At 48.5% G+C, this 20,190-nt stretch carries 19 protein-coding genes, 1 rRNA gene and 1 other annotated feature; of the genes, 1 reads left to right on the top strand and 19 read right to left on the bottom strand.

The window, feature by feature from the left end:
* The 14 genes from BMZ71_RS06060 to BMZ71_RS06130 all read right to left on the bottom strand — a co-directional run.
* Positions 1 to 172: ribosomal RNA gene (locus BMZ71_RS06060) — 16S ribosomal RNA — on the bottom strand; the annotation flags it as partial.
* A gap of 516 nt (positions 173 to 688) precedes the next feature.
* On the bottom strand, positions 689 to 1,222 hold the full coding sequence (gene msrA, locus BMZ71_RS06070; RefSeq protein ID WP_086988956.1) for a peptide-methionine (S)-S-oxide reductase MsrA: 534 nt from the start codon (positions 1,220 to 1,222) through the stop codon (positions 689 to 691).
* A gap of 83 nt (positions 1,223 to 1,305) precedes the next feature.
* Complete coding sequence (gene serS, locus BMZ71_RS06075) at positions 1,306 to 2,607, bottom strand: serine--tRNA ligase (protein ID WP_068562088.1); 1,302 nt, start codon at positions 2,605 to 2,607, stop codon at positions 1,306 to 1,308.
* Between the two features lie 52 nt (positions 2,608 to 2,659).
* Positions 2,660 to 2,892 (bottom strand) — a binding site (T-box leader).
* Positions 2,893 to 2,991: 99 nt separating this feature from the next.
* A complete protein-coding gene (locus tag BMZ71_RS06080) occupies positions 2,992 to 4,335 on the bottom strand; it encodes a serine hydrolase (RefSeq protein ID WP_086988957.1) in 1,344 nt (447 codons plus the stop codon).
* 116 nt (positions 4,336 to 4,451) lie between these two features.
* Entirely contained in the window at positions 4,452 to 5,591 is a 1,140-nt protein-coding gene (locus tag BMZ71_RS06085; RefSeq protein ID WP_245734394.1) for a sensor histidine kinase, read from the bottom strand.
* 50 nt (positions 5,592 to 5,641) lie between these two features.
* On the bottom strand, positions 5,642 to 6,334 hold the full coding sequence (locus tag BMZ71_RS06090) for a response regulator transcription factor (RefSeq protein WP_068562090.1): 693 nt from the start codon (positions 6,332 to 6,334) through the stop codon (positions 5,642 to 5,644).
* Between the two features lie 180 nt (positions 6,335 to 6,514).
* Positions 6,515 to 7,999, bottom strand: coding sequence for an IMP dehydrogenase (gene guaB, locus BMZ71_RS06095; protein WP_068562091.1), 1,485 nt, complete (start codon positions 7,997 to 7,999; stop codon positions 6,515 to 6,517).
* A gap of 275 nt (positions 8,000 to 8,274) precedes the next feature.
* Entirely contained in the window at positions 8,275 to 8,961 is a 687-nt protein-coding gene (locus BMZ71_RS06100) for a DUF1129 domain-containing protein (protein WP_083546513.1), read from the bottom strand.
* Between the two features lie 697 nt (positions 8,962 to 9,658).
* The gene (ychF, locus tag BMZ71_RS06105) at positions 9,659 to 10,759 is read right to left on the bottom strand and encodes a redox-regulated ATPase YchF (RefSeq protein WP_086988958.1); all 1,101 of its coding nucleotides are present in this window, start codon (positions 10,757 to 10,759) and stop codon (positions 9,659 to 9,661) included.
* Between the two features lie 51 nt (positions 10,760 to 10,810).
* Entirely contained in the window at positions 10,811 to 11,017 is a 207-nt protein-coding gene (locus BMZ71_RS06110; RefSeq protein ID WP_086988996.1) for a DUF951 domain-containing protein, read from the bottom strand.
* Between the two features lie 37 nt (positions 11,018 to 11,054).
* The gene (locus BMZ71_RS06115) at positions 11,055 to 11,948 is read right to left on the bottom strand and encodes a ParB/RepB/Spo0J family partition protein (protein WP_086988959.1); all 894 of its coding nucleotides are present in this window, start codon (positions 11,946 to 11,948) and stop codon (positions 11,055 to 11,057) included.
* Positions 11,938 to 12,702 carry a ParA family protein gene (locus tag BMZ71_RS06120; RefSeq protein WP_068562095.1) on the bottom strand — a complete coding sequence of 255 codons (765 nt, stop codon included), beginning with the start codon at positions 12,700 to 12,702 and terminating at the stop codon, positions 11,938 to 11,940. The genes BMZ71_RS06115 and BMZ71_RS06120 overlap by 11 nt, the downstream gene beginning before the upstream one ends.
* A 316-nt stretch (positions 12,703 to 13,018) precedes the next feature.
* Positions 13,019 to 13,735, bottom strand: a complete 717-nt coding sequence (gene rsmG, locus BMZ71_RS06125; protein WP_086988960.1) for a 16S rRNA (guanine(527)-N(7))-methyltransferase RsmG — start codon at positions 13,733 to 13,735, stop codon at positions 13,019 to 13,021.
* A gap of 136 nt (positions 13,736 to 13,871) precedes the next feature.
* Entirely contained in the window at positions 13,872 to 14,534 is a 663-nt protein-coding gene (locus BMZ71_RS06130; RefSeq protein ID WP_086988961.1) for an HAD family hydrolase, read from the bottom strand.
* 350 nt (positions 14,535 to 14,884) lie between these two features.
* Here BMZ71_RS06130 and BMZ71_RS06135 point away from each other — a divergent pair, with 350 nt between their 5' ends.
* On the top strand, positions 14,885 to 15,241 hold the full coding sequence (locus BMZ71_RS06135) for a GIY-YIG nuclease family protein (RefSeq protein ID WP_086988962.1): 357 nt from the start codon (positions 14,885 to 14,887) through the stop codon (positions 15,239 to 15,241).
* Positions 15,242 to 15,451: 210 nt separating this feature from the next.
* Here the strand turns inward: BMZ71_RS06135 and thiD are convergent, their stop codons facing one another.
* The 5 genes from thiD to BMZ71_RS06160 all read right to left on the bottom strand — a co-directional run bounded on the left by thiD (position 15,452) and on the right by BMZ71_RS06160 (position 20,125).
* On the bottom strand, positions 15,452 to 16,234 hold the full coding sequence (gene thiD / locus BMZ71_RS06140) for a bifunctional hydroxymethylpyrimidine kinase/phosphomethylpyrimidine kinase (protein ID WP_086988963.1): 783 nt from the start codon (positions 16,232 to 16,234) through the stop codon (positions 15,452 to 15,454).
* A gap of 8 nt (positions 16,235 to 16,242) precedes the next feature.
* Positions 16,243 to 16,884: an HAD family hydrolase gene (locus tag BMZ71_RS06145; RefSeq protein ID WP_086988964.1), complete on the bottom strand. Its 642-nt coding sequence runs from the start codon at positions 16,882 to 16,884 to the stop codon at positions 16,243 to 16,245.
* Positions 16,881 to 17,522, bottom strand: coding sequence for a thiamine phosphate synthase (thiE, locus tag BMZ71_RS06150; RefSeq protein WP_086988965.1), 642 nt, complete (start codon positions 17,520 to 17,522; stop codon positions 16,881 to 16,883). Before thiE ends, BMZ71_RS06145 begins: the two co-directional genes overlap by 4 nt.
* Complete coding sequence (gene thiM, locus BMZ71_RS06155) at positions 17,509 to 18,333, bottom strand: hydroxyethylthiazole kinase (protein WP_086988966.1); 825 nt, start codon at positions 18,331 to 18,333, stop codon at positions 17,509 to 17,511. Before thiM ends, thiE begins: the two co-directional genes overlap by 14 nt.
* 244 nt (positions 18,334 to 18,577) lie before the next feature.
* Positions 18,578 to 20,125 (bottom strand): prolyl oligopeptidase family serine peptidase, encoded by a 1,548-nt coding sequence (locus BMZ71_RS06160; RefSeq protein ID WP_086988967.1) that lies wholly within the window; start codon positions 20,123 to 20,125, stop codon positions 18,578 to 18,580.
* Positions 20,126 to 20,190: the final 65 nt, after the last annotated feature.

A 20,190-nucleotide genomic window follows, 5' to 3' on the forward strand; every position in this document is an offset into this window, starting at 1 on the left:
ACCCGTTTCCGGATGTTATCCCCCTCTTATGGGCAGGTTACCCACGTGTTACTCACCCGTTCGCCACTATCTTCTCAGTGGAAGCAAGCTTCCATAGAAAAGACCGTTCGACTTGCATGTATTAGGCACGCCGCCAGCGTTCGTCCTGAGCCAGGATCAAACTCTCATGTAATGTGGGCTCTTGTACAGAAACCCTCATGAAAAGCTGAAAAGCTCTAAATTTCTTACTGACTTTATGTTTGCGATACAATGTATCGCCTTCGTTTGCTTCGACCGAAGTCTAAGCTCCCTGCACATTTGGTTCGTTCATTCTTTGTTCAGTTTTCAAAGGTCTAATTGTGTCGCACGCTCTCACATGACAACTTCTATATAATACCACTTGCACATCCAGTTTGTCAACAACTTTTTAAAAAATGTTATTAATGAATTGGCCTGGAAGTTCATACTGTCATCAACGACCTTGGATACTTTTGCGGTTGTCCATTTGATCTGCCAACGAATAACAATCTTACCTGTTTCAGAGCTTTTTGGCAAGTCTTTTTTGATTGAATATATTTTTTTATTGCATAATGACGGCAAAAGATCTCTGCAATAGGATAAAACATTCATTTGCAGCAAAAAAGAAGGTTCACTCCAAAGTCATTTCTTCGGAATGGACCTTCTTTTCAGTATGGTTTCGGCACATTTTCTACTTTTTCCAATGTGATTCGATATACGAATCTCGCCCTGAATGCGAACGGTATCCGTGATAATGCGCGCTACTTTTTTTGTAGAAATCCTGATGATATTCTTCTGCTTCGTAAAACGGTTGGGCCGGTTCGATCGAAGTCACGATTGGCTTAGTGAATTTCCCACTGTCCTGTAAAGCTTGTTTCGATGCTTCCGCTATCTCCTTTTGTTCCGGTGTATGATAAAAAATTACCGGACGATAAGAAGTGCCGCGATCTACGAATTGACCCATGGCATCAGTTGGATCCGTCTGCTGCCAGTAGACCTCCACCAAGTCTTTGTACGGGAACAAAGCTGGGTTAAATGTGATTTGAACAGCTTCCGTATGCCCGGTCGTTCCGGAACACACTTCTTCATAAGTAGGGTTTTCTGTGTGTCCGCCCGTGTACCCGGAAACGACTGATTCGATGCCTGGTAGACTGTCGAACGGCTTGACCATGCACCAAAAACAGCCTCCAGCAAAAGTAGCTTTTTCCAATTTTGATTCGCTCACTATCCTCATTCCTTTCGTATGCGTTTACGTATGAAATGATTGTATCATATACCCAGAAGCTTACGCGCATATCTTGCTTATGATCAGCGTTTGTTGCTTGCGTTCTCTTTGGTTATTTTTGTGATGCCGCCCATATATGGCACAAGTGCATCAGGGATTGTGACGGAACCGTCTTCGTTTTGGTAATTTTCAAGTATCGCAGTTACAGTGCGGCCGACAGCCAGCCCTGAGCCATTCAACGTGTGCACAAATTCCAGTTTCCCTGTTTCTTCGTTACGGTAACGGATTTTCGCGCGGCGGGCTTGGAATGCCTCGGTATTTGAACAAGAACTGATTTCCCGGTAGGTATCTTGAGCCGGGATCCAGACTTCTATATCATACGTTTTGGCTGCGGAGAAGCCCATGTCGCCCGTGCATAACGTGATCGTACGGTGCGGCAAGTTCAAGCCTCTCAGCACCGCTTCAGCATCGTCCGTCATTTTTTCCAACTCTTCATAGGAAGTTTCCGGTTTGCTGAATTTCACCATCTCCACTTTATGGAACTGGTGCATCCTGATCAGTCCTCTTGTGTCGCGTCCTGCGCTTCCGGCTTCAGAACGGAAAGACGGACTCATCGCTGTGAAATAGACCGGCAAATCTGCTTCATTCATGATTTCATCGCGATAATAGTTCGTCAAAGGAACTTCCGCCGTAGGAATCAGCGTAAAGTTGCGTTCATCCGTCAATTGGAAAACGTCCTCTTTGAATTTAGGGAATTGTCCCGTACCGAACATGGACGCTTCATTCGCCATGTATGGCGGAATCATTTCCGTATAGCCATGCTCTTCGGTATGCAGATCCAGCATATAATTGTAGCAAGCGCGCTCCAAGCGGGCTCCCAGGCCTTTATAGAAGACGAAACGGCTGCCGGTCACTTTAGCGCCGCGTTCGAAGTCCAGAATATCCAATGCCTCGGCGATATCATAGTGGGCTTTTGGTTCGAAATCGAACGCGCGCGGCGTCCCCCATCTTCTTACTTCCACGTTATCCTCTTCATCTGCACCGACAGGAACGGAGGCATGCGGCAAGTTAGGCAATCTTGTTGCGATGAAAGTCGTCTTCTCTTCGATTTCATTCAGTTCTTCATCCAATGCTTTGATTTTGTCGCCGACTTCTTTCATTTCGGCAATCTTATCATCCGCATTCTCTTTGTTGCGTTTCAATTGCGCAATTTCCTGGGAAACGCCATTGCGGTATTGCTTCAGGTTTTCCGTCTCAACGATTTTCTCCCGTCGTTGCGCATCCAATTCCTTGAATGTCACTAACTCTTCCGTTTTAACGCCACGTGCAGCCAATTTCTCTGCAGTATCTTCAAATCCATCCCTCAAAAATTTTACATCCAACATATGCTTTCCTCCTCATTATTTGTACAAAAATAGCCACTCCATCCCTAGAATAATCTGGGACGAAATGGCTTTAACGTTCGCGGTACCACCCAACTTCAGCCAGTCCCGATCAGGTCTGGCTGCGCTTCATTGCGTTAACGGACGGATCCGGAACAATTTAGTCAATTTCTTGTTTTCATTGTTCGCTTCATGTGGGGATTCAACAGGTGAAGGGTCAGTTCTCACCGAACCACTGACTCTCTGGGGCGCTTCACATCATCTACTGGTCACATGCATGGCTTTCTCTATTCAATTGGTCTAAGCTTCGATACCCTCATTTTACTGAACAAACCCTGTGCTGTCAATAATGCGACGGTTTTCCGTTAAACCCTCAGCTCTTCAGGATCAGTCAAAAAACCCTCCGACAAAATCGGATACTGTTTGCCAAGCTTTTCCGAACAGGTCTCCGACAACACGACCGCCGCGCACAAATATATTGGCTTTTTCAACGCTGCTTGCCACTGCGACTTTGACATCCTCGGAGGTCGTGCCGTCCAGATAACCAAACTCATCACCTTCGACCGTCACAGCGACGGACCCGACTTCAGTTCCTTTTTCGATAGGCGCTTCAATCTCGCCGTCCTCATTCAGGCTCTCTTCCGCCGGTGTGAAAACAGTTGTGAGCGCGAGCTCTTCCGCACCTTTTTCGGTAACGGTCACCAGGTCTTCGTTGTAGACAAGCCCGACCTCTGTTTGCTTCCCTTTGGCCACGGTAATCGGTTCTTGCGTGGAAACAGCCTCGCCTTTTGTTGCTACCGTCGTCTTCTCGAAGGTTGAGAAGGCATAGTCCATCAAGCGCCCCGTTTCCTTAAAGCGCTTGGTGCTCTCATCAGCACCGATGACCACGGTGATGATCCGCATATCATCCTGAACGGCTGTACCAGTAAAGGATGCACCCGACTCCAGTGTTGTTCCGGTCTTCAGACCGTCCACACCTTCACGATAATAGAACATGCCAGGCAACATCAAGTTGTAGCTGTGCATCATGATTTCATCGGATGTTCCCGCTTGGAAAGCCAACTCCGGCACGGCAGTCGTTTCCAAAACTTCAGGGTAATCATCGATCAGATGATCCGCAACCATCGCTACCCCGCGCGCAGTCATTTTGTTGTAGCCATCAGACGATGCACCCGGATAAAGATGCTCTTCCGGCATATCGCTGTTCGACAAGCCGGTGGCATTATAAAGTTCATAATTATCTACGCCCCACTCATCCAACTGAGCCTTCATCAAATCAACGAACTTCGCCTCCGAACCAGCCAAAGCTTCCGCTAAAGCGATCGTCGATCCGTTTGCGGAATAGATCAATGCGGACTGATAAAGTTCTTCCACGGAATACGTGATGTCCTGACGCAAAGGCACATTGGAAAAGTTGTAGTTCTGGCTGACTTCATAGACGTAATCGCTGACGGTGATTTGCTTGTCCCAAGCCAATTTGCCTTCTTCGATGGCTTCGAGTATCAAGTAGATACTCAGCATTTTTGTCATTGAGGCGATGCCCAGTGCCTCATCCCCATTTTGGTTCATAAGCACTTTATCTGTTTCATCTTCTATCACGAAAGCGGCTTTCGCATCGATAGAAGGTTGTTCAGCAGCCAAGGCAACCGGTGCAACAAACAAGCTGTTCACCAATACCGAGGCCGCCGAAATTGTTCCCATGATCATTTTTCTGTTTTTTATAGTTATCATTGTTTGTAGTTATCTCCAATCAGTCATTTCGTTCGGTTGATATACCCTTCTATGTTAGCGGAAATGGCATAAAAAGACAACCAAAAAAAGGAACGTACACAGAAAACGTACGTTCCTTATTCCTTGGCAACCGGAGTCTGTTTCAAGGGGAGATGCAGCACGAATTTGGTTTCCGCCTCATCCGATTCCGCATAGATATATCCGCCATGGAGCGTGACGATGCTTTGGGCGATCGCCAATCCAAGCCCGGTTCCCCCAGTCTCCTTCGAACGGGAATTTTCCACCCTATAAAAACGCCCGAACAACTCCTGCAGCGATTCTTCAGGGATGTGCTCCCCATTGTTCTTCACGGAAACAATCACTTCGGAACCTATCTTTTCGGCTTCGATGTGAACCCACGTGCCGCCATGCGCATACTTCAGGGCATTGGAAATCAGATTGTTGAAGACACGGGCCATTTTATCGACATCCATTTCGATCATCAACGGACTCGTTTTCATGATCACCTCAATCTCCATATGGCGCTTGCGCGACTCCAACTCATAGTCCGCGACAATCTGCTCCAAAAAATTGCCGATGTTGATTGTCTTCAACAACAGCGGTGTCGTCGGTTGTCGCACTTTCGTGTATTCGAAGAGATCATCGACAAGCACCTTCATCTGCAGCGCTTTTGTGTAAGCGATATGGATATATCGCAAAGCATCCTCTTCACTTGTGAATTGCTTATCCTCTATCAATCCCAAGTATCCGATGATGGATGTCAAAGGAGTACGGATGTCGTGACTGACGTTCGTGATCAACTCATCCTTCGACTGTTCAATCTTTCGTTCCTCTTCCATCGCTTGGACCGTACTTTCCACGAGCGTATTGATACTGTCCACAACATCAACATAGCTTCCGGCATTGTTTGCGTCGATCCGATGGTCAAAGTTCCCCGCGGCGATGTAATGCAGTTCGTCCAGGATATGCGTCAACTGCATCTGCTTGTATCTCCTGACCAAACGCCAGCCAGTGAAGATGGCCGCAAAAATGGCCGCTATCCATTGAAAAACATCATCGTAAATAGTCAAGAACGCATCGACTACCACCACGAATCGCCTCAAGGAGGGAACTTCCCTCAAAATCATCGGAGGGTTTGCGACCAGTCGGTTGAACATCAGCTCCATCCCGATGTAGAGCAGATAGACGATACCCAGCGTCAACGCCCCTTCAAAAACGAGTTCACTCAGTTCTTTTTTTTTCAACTTGTTAAACAAAGCTGCAGCCTCCCAGCTGTTTTTTTTTGCCAATGTGCCTACAGGCTTGCTTATTCGCCGATCTTATAGCCTACACCCCAAACGGTCTGGATGACCTTCTCGCCCCCTGTAGCCTCTTCAATTTTATCGCGGAGATGACTCACATGCACCATAACGGTCTTGGCCGATACGATACTCTCTTGTTGCCAAACACGTTCAAAAATTTCATCGGCACTGAAGACGCGATTCGGATGGCTTGCCAATAGGTGCAAAATACCAAATTCCAGCGCGGTCAACTGGATACTTTTCCCGTTCAGCGTCTTTACCTCATGGGAATCTTTCTTGATGATCAGCGGACCTATTTCGATCGAATCCACCTCTGCTGCATCTGCCTGCATAGTGGTCCTGCGCAAGAGCGATTTGATGCGAGCCATCACTTCCAGTGGATTGAACGGCTTGGAAACATAGTCGTCCGCACCTGTCGTCAACCCTTGGATTTTATCCATATCGGCGGATTTTGCGCTCAACATCAGAATCGGGATCGGATTGTTCTGTTCCCGCAGCTCCCTCACTACCGAGATGCCATCCTTCTTCGGCATCATCACATCCAAAATGATCAGTTGGATATCCGCATTCTCCTCAAGCTTGTGGAAAGCGTCCACGCCGTCATAGGCTTTTATCGGATCGTATCCTTCATTTTTGCAATAAATGCTCAACAAATCCACGATTTCCCTGTCGTCATCGACGATCAAAATTTTACTCATATCGGACAACCCTTTCCCCAAAATATGTATTTTTCCCCATCGTACCAAAGTGTTCTAAATTTTTGCTTAAGGAAGCATAAAGAAATTCCATTTTAATTATATCAGAAAGCCCCAGCAAACTGCGAACATAAGAAAAAACGCCCGAGAACAGTGTCCCGGGCATTTTGGTTTCTTGCCTGTTTATCTATGGATGGAGTAGTTTGGTGCTTCTTTAGTGATTTGGATGTCATGCGGATGGGATTCGATCAATCCGGCACCGGACATCTTGATGAATTGTGCATTTTCGCGAAGCTCCTGCAGATTGCCGGCACCAACATAACCCATACCGGAACGGACACCGCCGAGCAGTTGGAAGATGATATCGCTGGCTGCCCCTTTATAAGCGACACGGCCTTCGATACCTTCCGGAACCATTTTCTTCGCTTCATTCACCCCGCCTTGGAAGTAGCGGTCGCTGGAGCCTTTTTCCATTGCCGCCAGACTGCCCATGCCACGGTATGTCTTGAAACGACGGCCTTGGAAGATTTCGAATTCGCCCGGAGACTCATCCGTACCAGCCAACATACTGCCCAACATGACGGCATGTCCACCGGCAGCCATCGCTTTGACGATGTCTCCCGAATACTTGATTCCGCCGTCAGCGATAATTGCTTTGCCGTATTCTCTCGCCACACTTGCAGCATCATAGATGGCTGTGATTTGCGGAACACCAACACCGGCTACGACACGGGTCGTACAAATCGAGCCCGGTCCGATTCCGACTTTGACTACATCGACTCCGACGTCAAACAAAGCGCGGGTTCCTTCTGCAGTCGCTACATTTCCGGCAATCAAGGTTGCGTCAGGGAACTGATCGCGGATTTCTTTAATTTTGCGGATAACGCCGGCGCTATGGCCATGCGCTGTGTCGATGACGATTGCATCTGCACCGGCATCCAATAAGGCTTGGGCACGTTCGAACGTATCGCTTGTCACACCTACTGCAGCCGCAACGATCAAACGGCCGTGTGCATCTTTTGCGGAGTTGGGAAACTCAATTACTTTTTCGATATCCTTGATTGTGATCAGACCAGCCAGACGGCCACTGTCATCAACTAGAGGTAATTTTTCGATTTTATATTTTTGCAGGATGGATTCGGCATCCTTCAAAGAAGTCCCTACAGGAGCGGTAACCAAGTGTTCTTTTGTCATCACATCGCCGATCGGAACTTGGTAGTCTGCAATGAATCGCAGATCGCGGTTCGTCAAAATCCCTACCAACTTGCGGTCTTCCATATCATTGACAACAGGCACACCGCTGATACGGTATTTACTCATGAGATTCTCTGCTTCAGAGACCAAGTGATCCGGGGTCAGGAAGAATGGGTCGATGATGACGCCACTTTCGGAACGTTTTACTTTATGCACTTCTTCAGCCTGCGCTTCGATGGTCATGTTTTTATGGATGACGCCCAACCCGCCTTGGCGGGCCATTGCGATTGCCATCGCCGAATCGGTAACTGTGTCCATACTTGCGCTTATGATAGGAATATTCAAGTGTAAATTTTTAGCTAAATCAATCGATAAATCCACATCGTTAGGTAATACATGGCTTTCAGCCGGGACTAATAATACATCATCAAAAGTAAAACCTTCTCTAGCGAATTTTGTTTCCCAATTTGACATTTTCGATGAACACTCCTTTTTATTTATGCTGATTTTTTATCATCTAAAATACCACCCTCAACAACCCACGTCAAGCGCAAAGCCCCCTTTATCATACAATTCTCATATAGCAGCGCTTTTTATCGAATGCTGTTTATTTAAATCTGACATAACGTTCGGAATTAACGCGTTCGGTTATGTCCTTTGATTCATTTTCAGTTTTTTTCTCTATCAATATACGAAAATAGCCGAGATACAAGTATTCCTTTGCATCTCGGCCTCCACCAATTGACGGGCTACAATATGCCGCCCATGATATGATATTTTTTCTTCAAATATACTTTTGCAGCAAAACCTATCCCAGCGATTCCAAGGTATATCCACGCAGGTAGCGCGATATTAATGCTTGCTGGAATAAGCATCATGGAAACAGTCATGATGAGCATCCAAAGCAGCATAGCACCTGTCGTCGCAAAGATATATTTCCCAAAGCCTTTTTCGCCTTTTGGAGCGTCTGGATTCGGCGTGTATTTAGAGATGACGAGCATGGCGATACCGCCCACAACAAAGTTCAGAATCAAGCTGATCAGACCCATTCCGATGACATCTTCGCCACTGTTGGTCAGCAAGGAAATCCCCGAAATCATCGCGAAAAGAGACCCTAGCAATAAACCGCCATCCAAAGCGATCAGCCAATCAGACGAACGTACTTTCACTTCGTTGTCTGACGGATTCACCAGGATATTCGAGGCGCACTCAGATACTGTGCCATATAATTGGCGGGCGGTTTTACCGGTTTTTTGGGCTTCCAGCAACTCCCGCATCATTTTATTGTAGATTTCCTCTCTGCGTTCCTCTTCCAGGTTTGCAGCTCTCAAGGTCCTGTCCAGCCCCATCATGTATTGTTCATTTCTTTTTGTCAAACTCTGCCATAAGGCTTTGTTTTCGACCTTCATTTGTGCAACGCTCTTCGTTTCTTCCAATGATAAATCCTCCCTTGATTACATGCGGCACCCTTGTCAAACGTGTTGTGAATCCCTGAATCTGAAATAAAGAGAGATTCATCACATGCTCTTAGTTGAACTCTGAATCCCAGAAACCTCCGCCTAAGTTGCCAAACTCACACGGACAAAAAGCGTCCGCTTTGTGCTTGGCCCCTTAGTGCTCGGTTTCTACCCGGGATTCATCGTATCCTTTTAGTTGAACTCTGAAATGCAGGGGATTCCGCCTAAGCTGACATTACGTCACGGCCAAACTGCGGCCGTTCTCGTAATATCCTCTTAGTGCTCATCCCCTCCCGCATTTCATCGTATCCTTTTAGTTGAACTCTGAAATGCAGGGGATTCCGCCTAAGCTGACATTACGTCACGGCCAAACTGCGGCCGTTCTCGTAATATCCTCTTAGTGCTCATCCCCTCCCGCATTTCATCGTATCCTTTAGTTGAGTTCTGATTCGCAGATACCGCTCCCGTTTCACACCCAGCGTAGTGAACAAAAGAGGTTCACTTCGCTGGGTGCTCCAACGTCCGGGTATCTAAACGCGAATCATCACATCCTAAACGTGTTCTGAATCCTAGAGTTCTCCGCCTAACGCTGTTCAGGCCCACTCAGCCAAGACCAGGCTGCTTGGTCCTGAACCTCGTTAGTGCTCAAACTCTGAGCTTAGGATTCATCACACTCTTATACGTTAAATCTGAATTCCATTACGTCGCCGTCTTGGACTACGTAGTCTTTTCCTTCTAGTCTGACTTTCCCTGCTTCTTTGGCGGCTTGCATGCTGCCGTAAGCCAACAGGTCAGCGTAGGAAACTGTTTCGGCACGAATGAAGCCGCGCTCAAAGTCGGTATGGATGATTCCTGCCGTTTGTGGTGTTTTCATCCCTAGTCTGAAGGTCCAGGCACGAACTTCTTTTTCGCCTGCCGTAAAATATGTTCCCAGGCCAAGCAACGTGTAAGCTTTACGGATTAGTTGATCCAATCCGGATTCTTTGATGCCCAACTCCGCCAGGAATTCAGCTTTTTCTTCGTCATCCAGTTCAGCCACTTCTTCTTCGATACGGGCGCAAACGGTAACGACCTCTGCGCCTTCTGTTGCCGCAAATTCACGGACAGCTTGAACCATTTCATTGTCTCCGCCGGCTATTACGTCCTCTTCGGAGATGTTTGCGACATACAGAACAGGCTTTGTCGTCAAAAGGAATAAGCTCTTCACAAGCGGTTCTTCTTCGGGTGTGAATTCAATCGTACGCGCGGATTTGCCTTCTTCCAAAGTCGTCTTGATTTTTTCCAGGATTTCCAGTTCGCGCACAGCATCTTTGTCTTTTGTGCGGGCAATTTTGCTGATGCGTGTATAGCGTTTCTCGATGGACTCCAAGTCGGCAAAAATCAGTTCCAGGTTGATGGTTTCGACGTCATCCAAGGGATCCACTTTACCGCTTACGTGCGTGATGTTATCGTCTTGGAAACAACGGACAACATGACAGATAGCATCCACTTGGCGGATGTTGGCCAAAAATTTATTCCCCAAACCTTCCCCTTTGCTGGCGCCTTTTACGATGCCGGCGATATCCGTAAATTCAAAAGTTGTCGGGACGGTTTTTTTAGGTTTCACTAATTCTGTTAATTTATTCAAACGTTCATCGGGAACTTCGACTACTCCAACATTGGGGTCGATCGTTGCGAATGGATAGTTTGCGGCTTCCACTCCCGCTTTGGTGATGGCGTTGAATAAAGTGGATTTCCCGACGTTCGGTAACCCTACGATTCCTGCTGTTAATGACATTTCTTCACACTCTTTCCACTTATATTGCTTTTCATTTGTTCGTTCAAAGACCTATTCGACAGTTTCTTCTGCCTTAGTCAGTACTTTTTTCATTTTTTTCTCGAATTCGCGGCGCGGCATCATGACCATCTGCCCGCATTTCAGGCATTTGATGCGGATGTCCATACCCATTCGGATGATTTCCCATGAGTTGCTTTTGCAAGGATGCGGTTTTTTCATTTCGACCACATCATGCAATCCATAATCTTGTTGTACCAAGGCCAAATGCACCTCTTTCTGATGTCTTCGTCTATTCTTAATCGTCCAGCGAAATTTGCAGGATATCCAAAATCCGGGTCAGGTCGGCTGGAGAAAGGTATTCGATCTCGATTTTGCCTTTTTCACCCTTACTGGATATTTGTACGGATGTCCCGAATTTGTCCATCAAACGTTCTTCACTCTCTTTGATGTATACCGGCTTCGTTTCTTTTTTCTTTTTATTTTTCTTTTTGGCGACATCACCGGGATTATTCAATTGTTGAACCAACAATTCCAAGTGTCGGACCGTGATGCCTTCTTCGGCAGCTCGTTTTGCCAGTTCGCTGATCAACGATTCATCGTTCAAACCCAAAAGCGTACGGGCTTGCCCCATAGAGATCAATCCCTCTTGCAGCATCCCCTTGACGTCCTGAGGCAGATTCAACAAGCGCAGATGGTTGGCGATGTACGGGCGGCTCTTGCCTAACCGTTGGGCGACATCCACTTGCGTAAGATTCAGCTTGTTCATCAAGGTTTGGTAGCCTTCTGCCTCTTCCAGCGGAGTCAAATCTTCCCGCTGCAGATTTTCCAGAATGGCGACTTCGATCATGGCTGTTTCGTCAAATTCACGGACGATTGCCGGGATTGTTGTTTTGCCGGCCAAACGGGACGCGCGGACGCGGCGTTCGCCTGCAATGATTTCATAACCCTTCACACTGGATTGGCGCAGGATGACCGGCTGGATGACACCGTTCAGCATGATCGAGTCAGCTAATTCCCGCAAAGTCGAATCATCAAAGGTTTTTCGTGGCTGATAAGGATTGGGACGGATCTCATCTAAAGGGATCTCCTGTACCTTCTCTGTCTTTTCATCGATTTTTTCGATATCTTCAAAGTTGCTGAAGAGCGCGTCGATGCCGCGTCCTAGCCCTTTGCTGTTTTTATTCGCCATCTGCTAACACTTCCTTTGCCAACTCAAGATAAACTTCCGCTCCTTTTGAACGGATATCATAGTCAACGATTGATTGTCCATAGCTTGGCGCTTCCGATAAACGGACATTGCGCGGAATGATTGTCTTGTATACTTTCTCTTTGAAATACTTTTTGACCTCATCCACGACCTCAAAGCCGAGGTTTGTGCGAGCGTCCAGCATCGTCAACAATACCCCTTCCAATTTCAGATCCTTATTGAAATGCTTCTGAACCAAGCGGAAGGTGTTCAACAGTTGACTCAACCCTTCCAAAGCATAGTATTCGCACTGAACCGGAATCAAAACCGAATCACTGGCGGTGAAGGCATTGATCGTCAAATGTCCCAGTGAGGGCGGGCAATCAATAAAAATGAAGTCGTATTCCTCACGCAATGACTGCACTGCCTCATAAAGGCGCGCTTCACGATGCGGCTGATTCGTCAACTCGATTTCGGCGCCTGCCAATTGGATGGTTGCCGGTACGACCCATAAATTTTCCCGTGAGGATTCTCTGATGACGTTCGCGATGGGCTCTTGGTTCACTAATACATCATATATATCTTTTTCAACATCTGCTTTTGAAATGCCGAGTCCGCTGGTGGCATTCCCTTGGGCATCACTATCTATCAATAACACTTTTTTGCCTAAGTAGGCCAAAGACGCTGCTAAATTGACGGTGGTCGTCGTTTTTCCGACGCCGCCTTTCTGATTTGCGACTGCAATAATCCGTGCCATCTGTTCTCCTCCGCTTTCTGTCTTTCATTTGAAGCTACTGTGCCGCCGTTCTACTTTTTTGCCTAAAAAAAGAGAAAAAACGATACCTGCGCCTTTTCTCCTACGCATTTCTTCAAAATGAATCATCATTTATCGCTCAATATGTCTATTTATAAAAAAGGCTATAACTTTACCAGACTATTGTAACAAAAAAGTTCAGAAAAATATAGGATAGATAAAGTCTCTGCGGGAAAATCAATTCAAGATCGTCCTTCCCACTAAAAACGACCCGGCCATCCTGCAGATCAACAGGTGGCCGGGCCGTTCCTTTTCCGGTTTACAACGGATTCTTATTCGGTGTCCCGGCTTTTCTCGGGTAGGTTTTGGGTGTTTCTTTCGTTTTCTTGATTTTTACGATATGGCGTTCGCCTGCATCATTCGGCAGTTCAAAGAAAATATCCTCTTCGATTTTGCCGCCCAGTGTTGCGATGGCGCGCTCTGCATCGCGAAGCTCTTCTTCCGTGCTGGCTGCTTTCATCGCGACGAAAGTGCCACCTTTTTTGACCAAAGGCAGACACAGTTCGCTCAAGACACTCAGTCTCGCAACCGCACGTGCCGTCACCACATCAAATTGGGCACGGAATTTCTTGTTCTGTCCGAAAGTCTCCGCACGGTCATGAAAGCAGGACACCCCCGTCAAACCTAATTCGGAAACCAAAGTCTCCAGGAAAGTGATCCGTTTGTTCAACGAGTCCACGATCGTCACCTGCAATTTCGGGAAAGCAATTTTGAGCGGGATACTCGGAAAACCGGCACCGGCGCCGACATCACAAAGGGTGACTTCCGCTTGGGTAAAATCCATATGGAAGCCCAGCGAAATGGAGTCATAGAAATGCTTCAGATAGACTTCATCCGGCTCGGTGATGGCGGTCAGGTTGATTTTCTCATTCCACTCGCGCAACAGGCGCAAATAAGTTGCGTATTGTTCGAGTTGCGTTTCATTCAAAAGGATCCCCTTTTCGGCAAGGGCTTGGGCAAATTGTTCTGGATTCATAGGTGTTTCCTTTCATCATTGGCTTCGTCTGTTTTTCTACCTCTCTACTTTATCCTGAAAGTGCAGTCTGTACAAGGGCTAAATCAACTTTAAAGCCGCTGTCCAGAATAAAGGACAACGGCTTTTTCCAATCTATTTAAGCATCAAGCAGGCTTGCGATGATGATTTCCAGTTCCACAAAACAGTTGGCGATGCGATCCGGATTTTCCGCGCGCAAGGTTTGGGCGGAACTCCCTCCCCAGGTGATGCCGACGGTCTTTACGCCTGCCATTTTCCCCATCTGCATATCATAAATGGTATCACCGATCATCACGGTTTCTTCTTTCGCCATCGGGATTTTCTCCCAAGCGGTGAAGATGCCTTCGGGATTCGGTTTGTGCTGGTCCATGTTTTCCAATCCGATGACCACTTCCATCAGGTCCAACAGATCTACTGCAGCAAGACTGCGCAACAAAGCTTTGGTTGCTTTGTTGGAAATCACGCCCAGATGGTGTCCGTTCCCTTTCAGTTCCATTAAGGACTCCCGCGATAAATCGTATGGTTCCAACAGCATATTTTCATATTTTTCGTAGTTGTCCCAAAAGACTTCCATCAGCTTATCCAGTTCGACCGGAGAGAGTGCATGTTTCTTCAGGTAGCCGATAAATTTCACAAAATGGGGCTTTCCTCTATCCTCACACAGTTGCTCAGGGGTTGGAACGGGATAGCCAAAATGTTCAAATGTATCCATTGTAGCCATTTCGCTAATTTTGCATGTTTCCGCCAAGGTACCGTCAAAATCGAATAATAGTAATCCCATCTTCCATCTTCCCTTCGATCGCAAATATGAACCGGATGCGGACAATAGAGTGTACTCTACTTTTGGCGCAGGAGTTCAAAAATTCCGAATGTTCACTATAATCAAAATTATAGCAAACAAAAACGACAGAATAATGAGGTTTTATTTAGAATTTGGAAAGAAATACCTATTTTTGATCCTATAAAACCGGATATTCACGAATATTAGGAGGAAAGATAATTATAAACGTACTGATTTTGAACCTCCAATGCTTACCCGTTGTAGTCTCCATCTGTGGACAGGGGTAATTGACGGAATATCAAAATTTACGTATGCTTTTGAGTAAATCCAGAAAGGGAGTTAGAAGCGAAATGGAACAGAAAAAAGAACTGCGGCGCCAATTTGAAGCGGTCCCGGTTGAAGCCGGTATCTACGAAGTACAGAATACGGAAAATCAAAAGATTTTCATCGGCAAAACCCCTAACCTGAAGACTTTGAATGGCATGAAACATATTTTGAATATGGGTGCGAACAACAACAAGGAACTCCAAGCCGATTGGAACCACTTCGGGCAGGATGCCTTCACGTTTACAATTTTGGAAGTGGTTGAAAAGAGCGAGGACCCTTCCTTCAACGAGAAGAAAGCCTTGGAACAACTGGAGGAGAAATGGCTGATCGAAAAGCAACCTTTCGGGGAACGCGGCTACAACCGCAAACCTAAAGCATAAAGACTGGCTAACTTTCCAATAAGAAGAAAATCCGAACTCCGGCGAATGTAGGCTTCGCCGGAGTTCGTTCTGCATTTTAGTGCGTTCTCCGGCGAGCCTGTCTTCCCCGGAGTTGAGGTCAAAAGTTACTGATGTCTTCCGGTGAAAGATCCGTCCAACGGCACTCAAAAAATAAGGGCTCTCAATTGATGACTCGAGAGCCCTTCTTTTTTAGTTGATGCGGTAAGCATGATTGAGTGGGCCGCTGCCCTTGCCCAGATCCAGTCCGTCACGCAGTGCGCCGGTGATGTAGGCTTTGGCTTGGCGGATGCTCGCTTCCATTCCGTGACCTAAAGCCAGATTCGCGGCGATGGCCGAGGAAAGCGTACAGCCGGTGCCATGAGTATTCGAGTTTTCGATCCGTTCCGACTCGAACCAACTGACTTTCCCGTCCATAAAGAGCAGATCGTCGGCGCTGTCCTTGAGATGGCCGCCTTTCAGGAGCACGCTGGTCCCCGCTGCTGAAGCGATGCGCTCCGCCGCAGCCAGCATATCCGCCTTCCTCTCGATTTTGACACCGCTCAATACCTCTCCTTCCGGCACATTCGGTGTGATCACATCAGCCCACGGCAACAGCAGCGTCCGCAAAGCTTGGCTGGCATCGTCCTGCATCAGGCTGCTGCCGCTTGTGGCCACCATGACCGGGTCCACGACGATATTTTCCGCTTTGTATTCGATCAGCTTCTCCGCAATGACTTTGATGATTGCGGCGTTCGACACCATGCCGATCTTCACCGCATCCGGCCGGATATCCTTGAAGACGCAATCCAGCTGTTGCGCCACAAATTCAGGCGTCACTTCCATGATTCCGGCCACGCCTGTTGTGTTCTGCGCCGTCAACGCTGTGATCACGCTCATCCCATAGACTTTATGCGCCATCATCGTCTTCAGGTCCGCTTGGATCCCTGCTCCGCCGCTGCTGTCCGACCCGGCGATCGTCAATACTGTTTTCATGTTTTTGCTCATCCTTTCCAATCCGAAAATGAATAGATGTACTGCTCCGTCAACGCTTCAATGCGCTCCCTATCCTGTGCCGCCGTCTCATCATAGACGCCGACTACCCGAAAACCGGCTGCCGTTGCCGTTTCGATGGCGTGCAGGGCATCCTCAAAGATGACGGTCTTCGTGAGGGGAGCCCCGAGATGTTCGAACGCCCGCTGATAAATGAGCGGATTGTCTTTGCCCGTCTTTACTTCACTGCTGGTCAGGATAGTGCTGAAATATTCCCGGATGCCCAAACGTTCCAAGGCGCTCTCGGCCAAATTTCTTTCGGTCGCGGTGGCGATGCACATTTTCACATTCTGCTCCTGCAAGGTCTGCAGATATTCCGCGGCGCCGGCTTTAAGCGGGACTTCATGACGGTAAAGATCCGCAATCAGCATCTCGATTTCCGTAAGGATCGTCGCTTCGGTTTCATGCAATCCGTATGCTGCACGAAAATGTTGTGCAGCTTGCGTGAGGCTCATCGTCTTCAAGGCATCCTGCAAGCCAGGAGCCGGCTGCAGCTTTTTCTGAAGCAAATACTTTTCTCCCAATCCTTGCCAAATCGGCATGGAATCCAGCAGCGTCCCGTCCAGATCGAAGATGGCTGCTTCCAGCTTCATGGCTGCACCATCGCTTCAGCTAACGGGCGCAGTCGCTTCACAGCCGCGGTTATGTCAGGCTGCGCAAAGATGGCGGATACGACGGCAACCCCATCGATGCCGCTGCCATTCAGATTGGGGATATTCCCTTCAGCAATGCCTCCGATCCCCACAACGGGTATGCTCACCGCCTGGCAGATCTGCTGCAGCGTCTCGATCGATAGCGTATTGGCATCCGGCTTCGTTGCTGTACCGTAGATGGCACCGACGCCCAGATAATCGGCCCCGTTCCGTTCGGCCGCCAGCGCCTCTTCGACGGAATGGGCAGAAACACCCAGGATTTTCCCCTCGCCGATCCGGCTGCGGACATCTCCCGCCTGCATATCACTCTGCCCCACATGTACACCGTCCGCATCCAATGCCAAGGCCACATCGACCGCATCATTGATGATGAAGGGAATGCGGTGGCGTTTGGCCACAGCCTGCAGTTCCTTGCCAAGGGATACAAAGGCATCAAAATCCAGTTCCTTCTCGCGCAATTGCACGACAGTAACGCCCGCCTGGATGGCTTCTTCAAGCTGTTCCGCCAAGGATGCTTCCCCCAGCCATTGGCGATCGGTAACCGCATAAAGCAGCAAATCGTTCTTATCTATTCTCAATTTTAGCGCCTCCTTCCAATTTTTTGGCCGACATCTTGCTGATTTCATCGATGAGGTAGCTGCGATAGGATGAAGTCCCTGCCGCATTGCGGATCATCCTTTCATAAGCCAGCTCGCCGCTGACTCCCATCAGGCATACCGCTGCCGCGGTAGCATCCAGCAACTGCTCCGGGTTGGCTCCGCAATAGGCGGCGATCAATGCCGACAGCATGCACCCAGTTCCGGACACCTTCGCCATCTGCGGATGTCCGTTGCGGATGATGTAGGCTTTGTCCCGGTCCGCAACGATATCGATTGCGCCGGTGATCGCAATGACCGCCTCATTGCGGTCGGCCAAGCGTTTGGCGAAAGCGACCGTTGCCTCGAGCGTCTCCTCGGTCACGGCATCGCTGATGTCTGCATCGACGCCTTTCGTCGTGCCGCTGCCGGAATGGATCGTTTTCATTTCCGAAATGTTCCCTTTGATCACGGTGAAGGCAATGTCTTCCAGCAAGTTGAATGTCGTTTCAGTCCTGAAAGGGGATGCTCCCGCACCGACCGGATCCAAAACAACGGGATGGGCGAGCGCATTGGCTTGGCGCCCTGCCAGCAGCATCGACTCCACGGCTCGGCTGTTCAAGGTGCCGATATTCAGATTCAGGGCGGTGCAGATGCTTGTGATGTCCGCGACTTCCTCGGGGGCATCCGCCATGATCGGCGACCCACCGGCAGCCAGCAGGACATTGGCGACATCATTGACGGTGACGTAATTGGTGATGCAGTGGACCAGCGGAGACTGTTGCTGGACATTTTCGAATAGCGTTTTGAACATGAGGTACCTCCAAATAGTTTTTTTGCGACAAAAAAAAGCGGGAAATGTCCGGATAGGCATTTCCCGCTGAATAGAATCATTCAATGTTATTTCCCTACGTTGGCATTATCCAAATCAGGTAATCGGTCGAAGTTGATTACTTCCTCTCAGCCTGCTGACACAAGCTCCCTTTTTCGTATGTAATTTTGTAACTATCTTAACATAAGCGCCAGCCTTACTCAAGAATCATTTTTGCTGATTCTTTTTATCTTGATTGCGCATTCAGCCACTCGAAAATATTTGTATAAGTGGTTTCACCGACTGTCGCTGCAGCTGTGCCCCCTCCGGTAGCGTTGCTTGGCTCGAAGCCGAATATTTCAGCGTCAGTCGAGGCCGCGATCGCCGCTTTGTCCTGAACGCCCGTCACCTGGTTGTTGAAGAGATAGATCCAGGAGAAGTGACCCATGTAAGTCGTGCCGGGGCTATCCGTTCCTTCAACTGTTTCGAAGTAGGAAACCCAAGTGTTTTCGGCTCCCGCCTGGACAAGTGCCTGGTAAGTCGGCAGCAAGTAGTTCGCAGGGACGACGACCGGGTCATCAGCTGATTGGACAAACCAAATCGGCAAGTCTTTGATTGCCTGGAGTTTTTCTTCCGTGAACCAAACTCGCCCGGTCTTCAAGAAAGCGGAAGTACCGGTAGCTTCCTCGCTTGCTTTCACATACGTACCATCACTGTTGCGCTCGTATTCATAATAAGCATACGCCTCGCAGACCGGATAAGCCGCAGCAAAATATTCCGGGTATTGGATGACCATATTCATGGTCATGTAGCCGCCGTTCGAGCAGCCTCCCAAATAGATGCGATCGGTATCGACATCCGGATGCGCAGCTACATAATCATTGATGGTATCCATCAATATTTCGGTGTATCTGGAGATGCCGCTGCCGTTGCCGTTCGTTCCGTCCCCTTCGTCCATCCAATAGGTAGGCGCTTGGACAGCCAACACGTAAGCTCCGGTCACGTCGTCAGTTTTGAAATAGGACTGGATCTCCTCTTTTGCCAACGCGGAAACTTCATTCCCAAGGATCGCGATGTCGGGATCTGTTCCGCCTTCACCTTGACCGTGCAGCCAAATAACCAACGGATTGGCTTCCCCTTCGGCAAGTCCTTCCGGTTCATAGGCAGCTGTCGACAGCGTCACTTCCTCTTCCTGGTCCGTCAACGGACTCACGTAGCTGCCGCTGAAAGTCCCTCTGGCGGCAAACAGATCCGTATCCGGGGAGATGCGGTTGTTCACGGCATTCTCCGTGATGCTCAAAGAGTAGGTTTCGTCCTTGATCGTGATCGAAGGCGCAGCGATTGCGACCTCATAAGCTGGAGACCACTCATTCATCGATGTCGTCGTATTGTAGGTGAACGGGGATCCGATCACACTGAAGGTTTCATCATTAAAACCGGTCTCCATATCGATCGCGATGAAGTTTGAATTCTCCTGCGGGTTCCCGTTTTCATCGGATGTATAGACGTCCGTCACCGTGCGTTCCGATCCGGCCGTCATGACCTGCCAGCCGCTAGGATCGACACTGTCGACCGCATCCTCCAGTTCGATGATGAGCTTCGGTACGCCCGGTCCTCCTTCATATCCCTTCACATAGATGCTGGTCTTCACGACGCCAGCATAGGCATCGGCTGATTGCACGCCTTCTTGCTGGTCTGAATCCTGTTGATCCACCGATTCTCCGGAACCGCAACCGGCAAGCAAACCTGCCGTTATCCCTAATGTAAAAATAGTGCTGAATGTCTTACGTCTCATTCCCTAATCCCTCCATATCCTTTTTTCCATCCAAACAGGCAATACCCCACCCTGCCGTAAAACGG

The organism is Trichococcus flocculiformis (genome assembly GCF_900113645.1).
Lineage (GTDB): Bacteria > Bacillota > Bacilli > Lactobacillales > Aerococcaceae > Trichococcus > Trichococcus flocculiformis.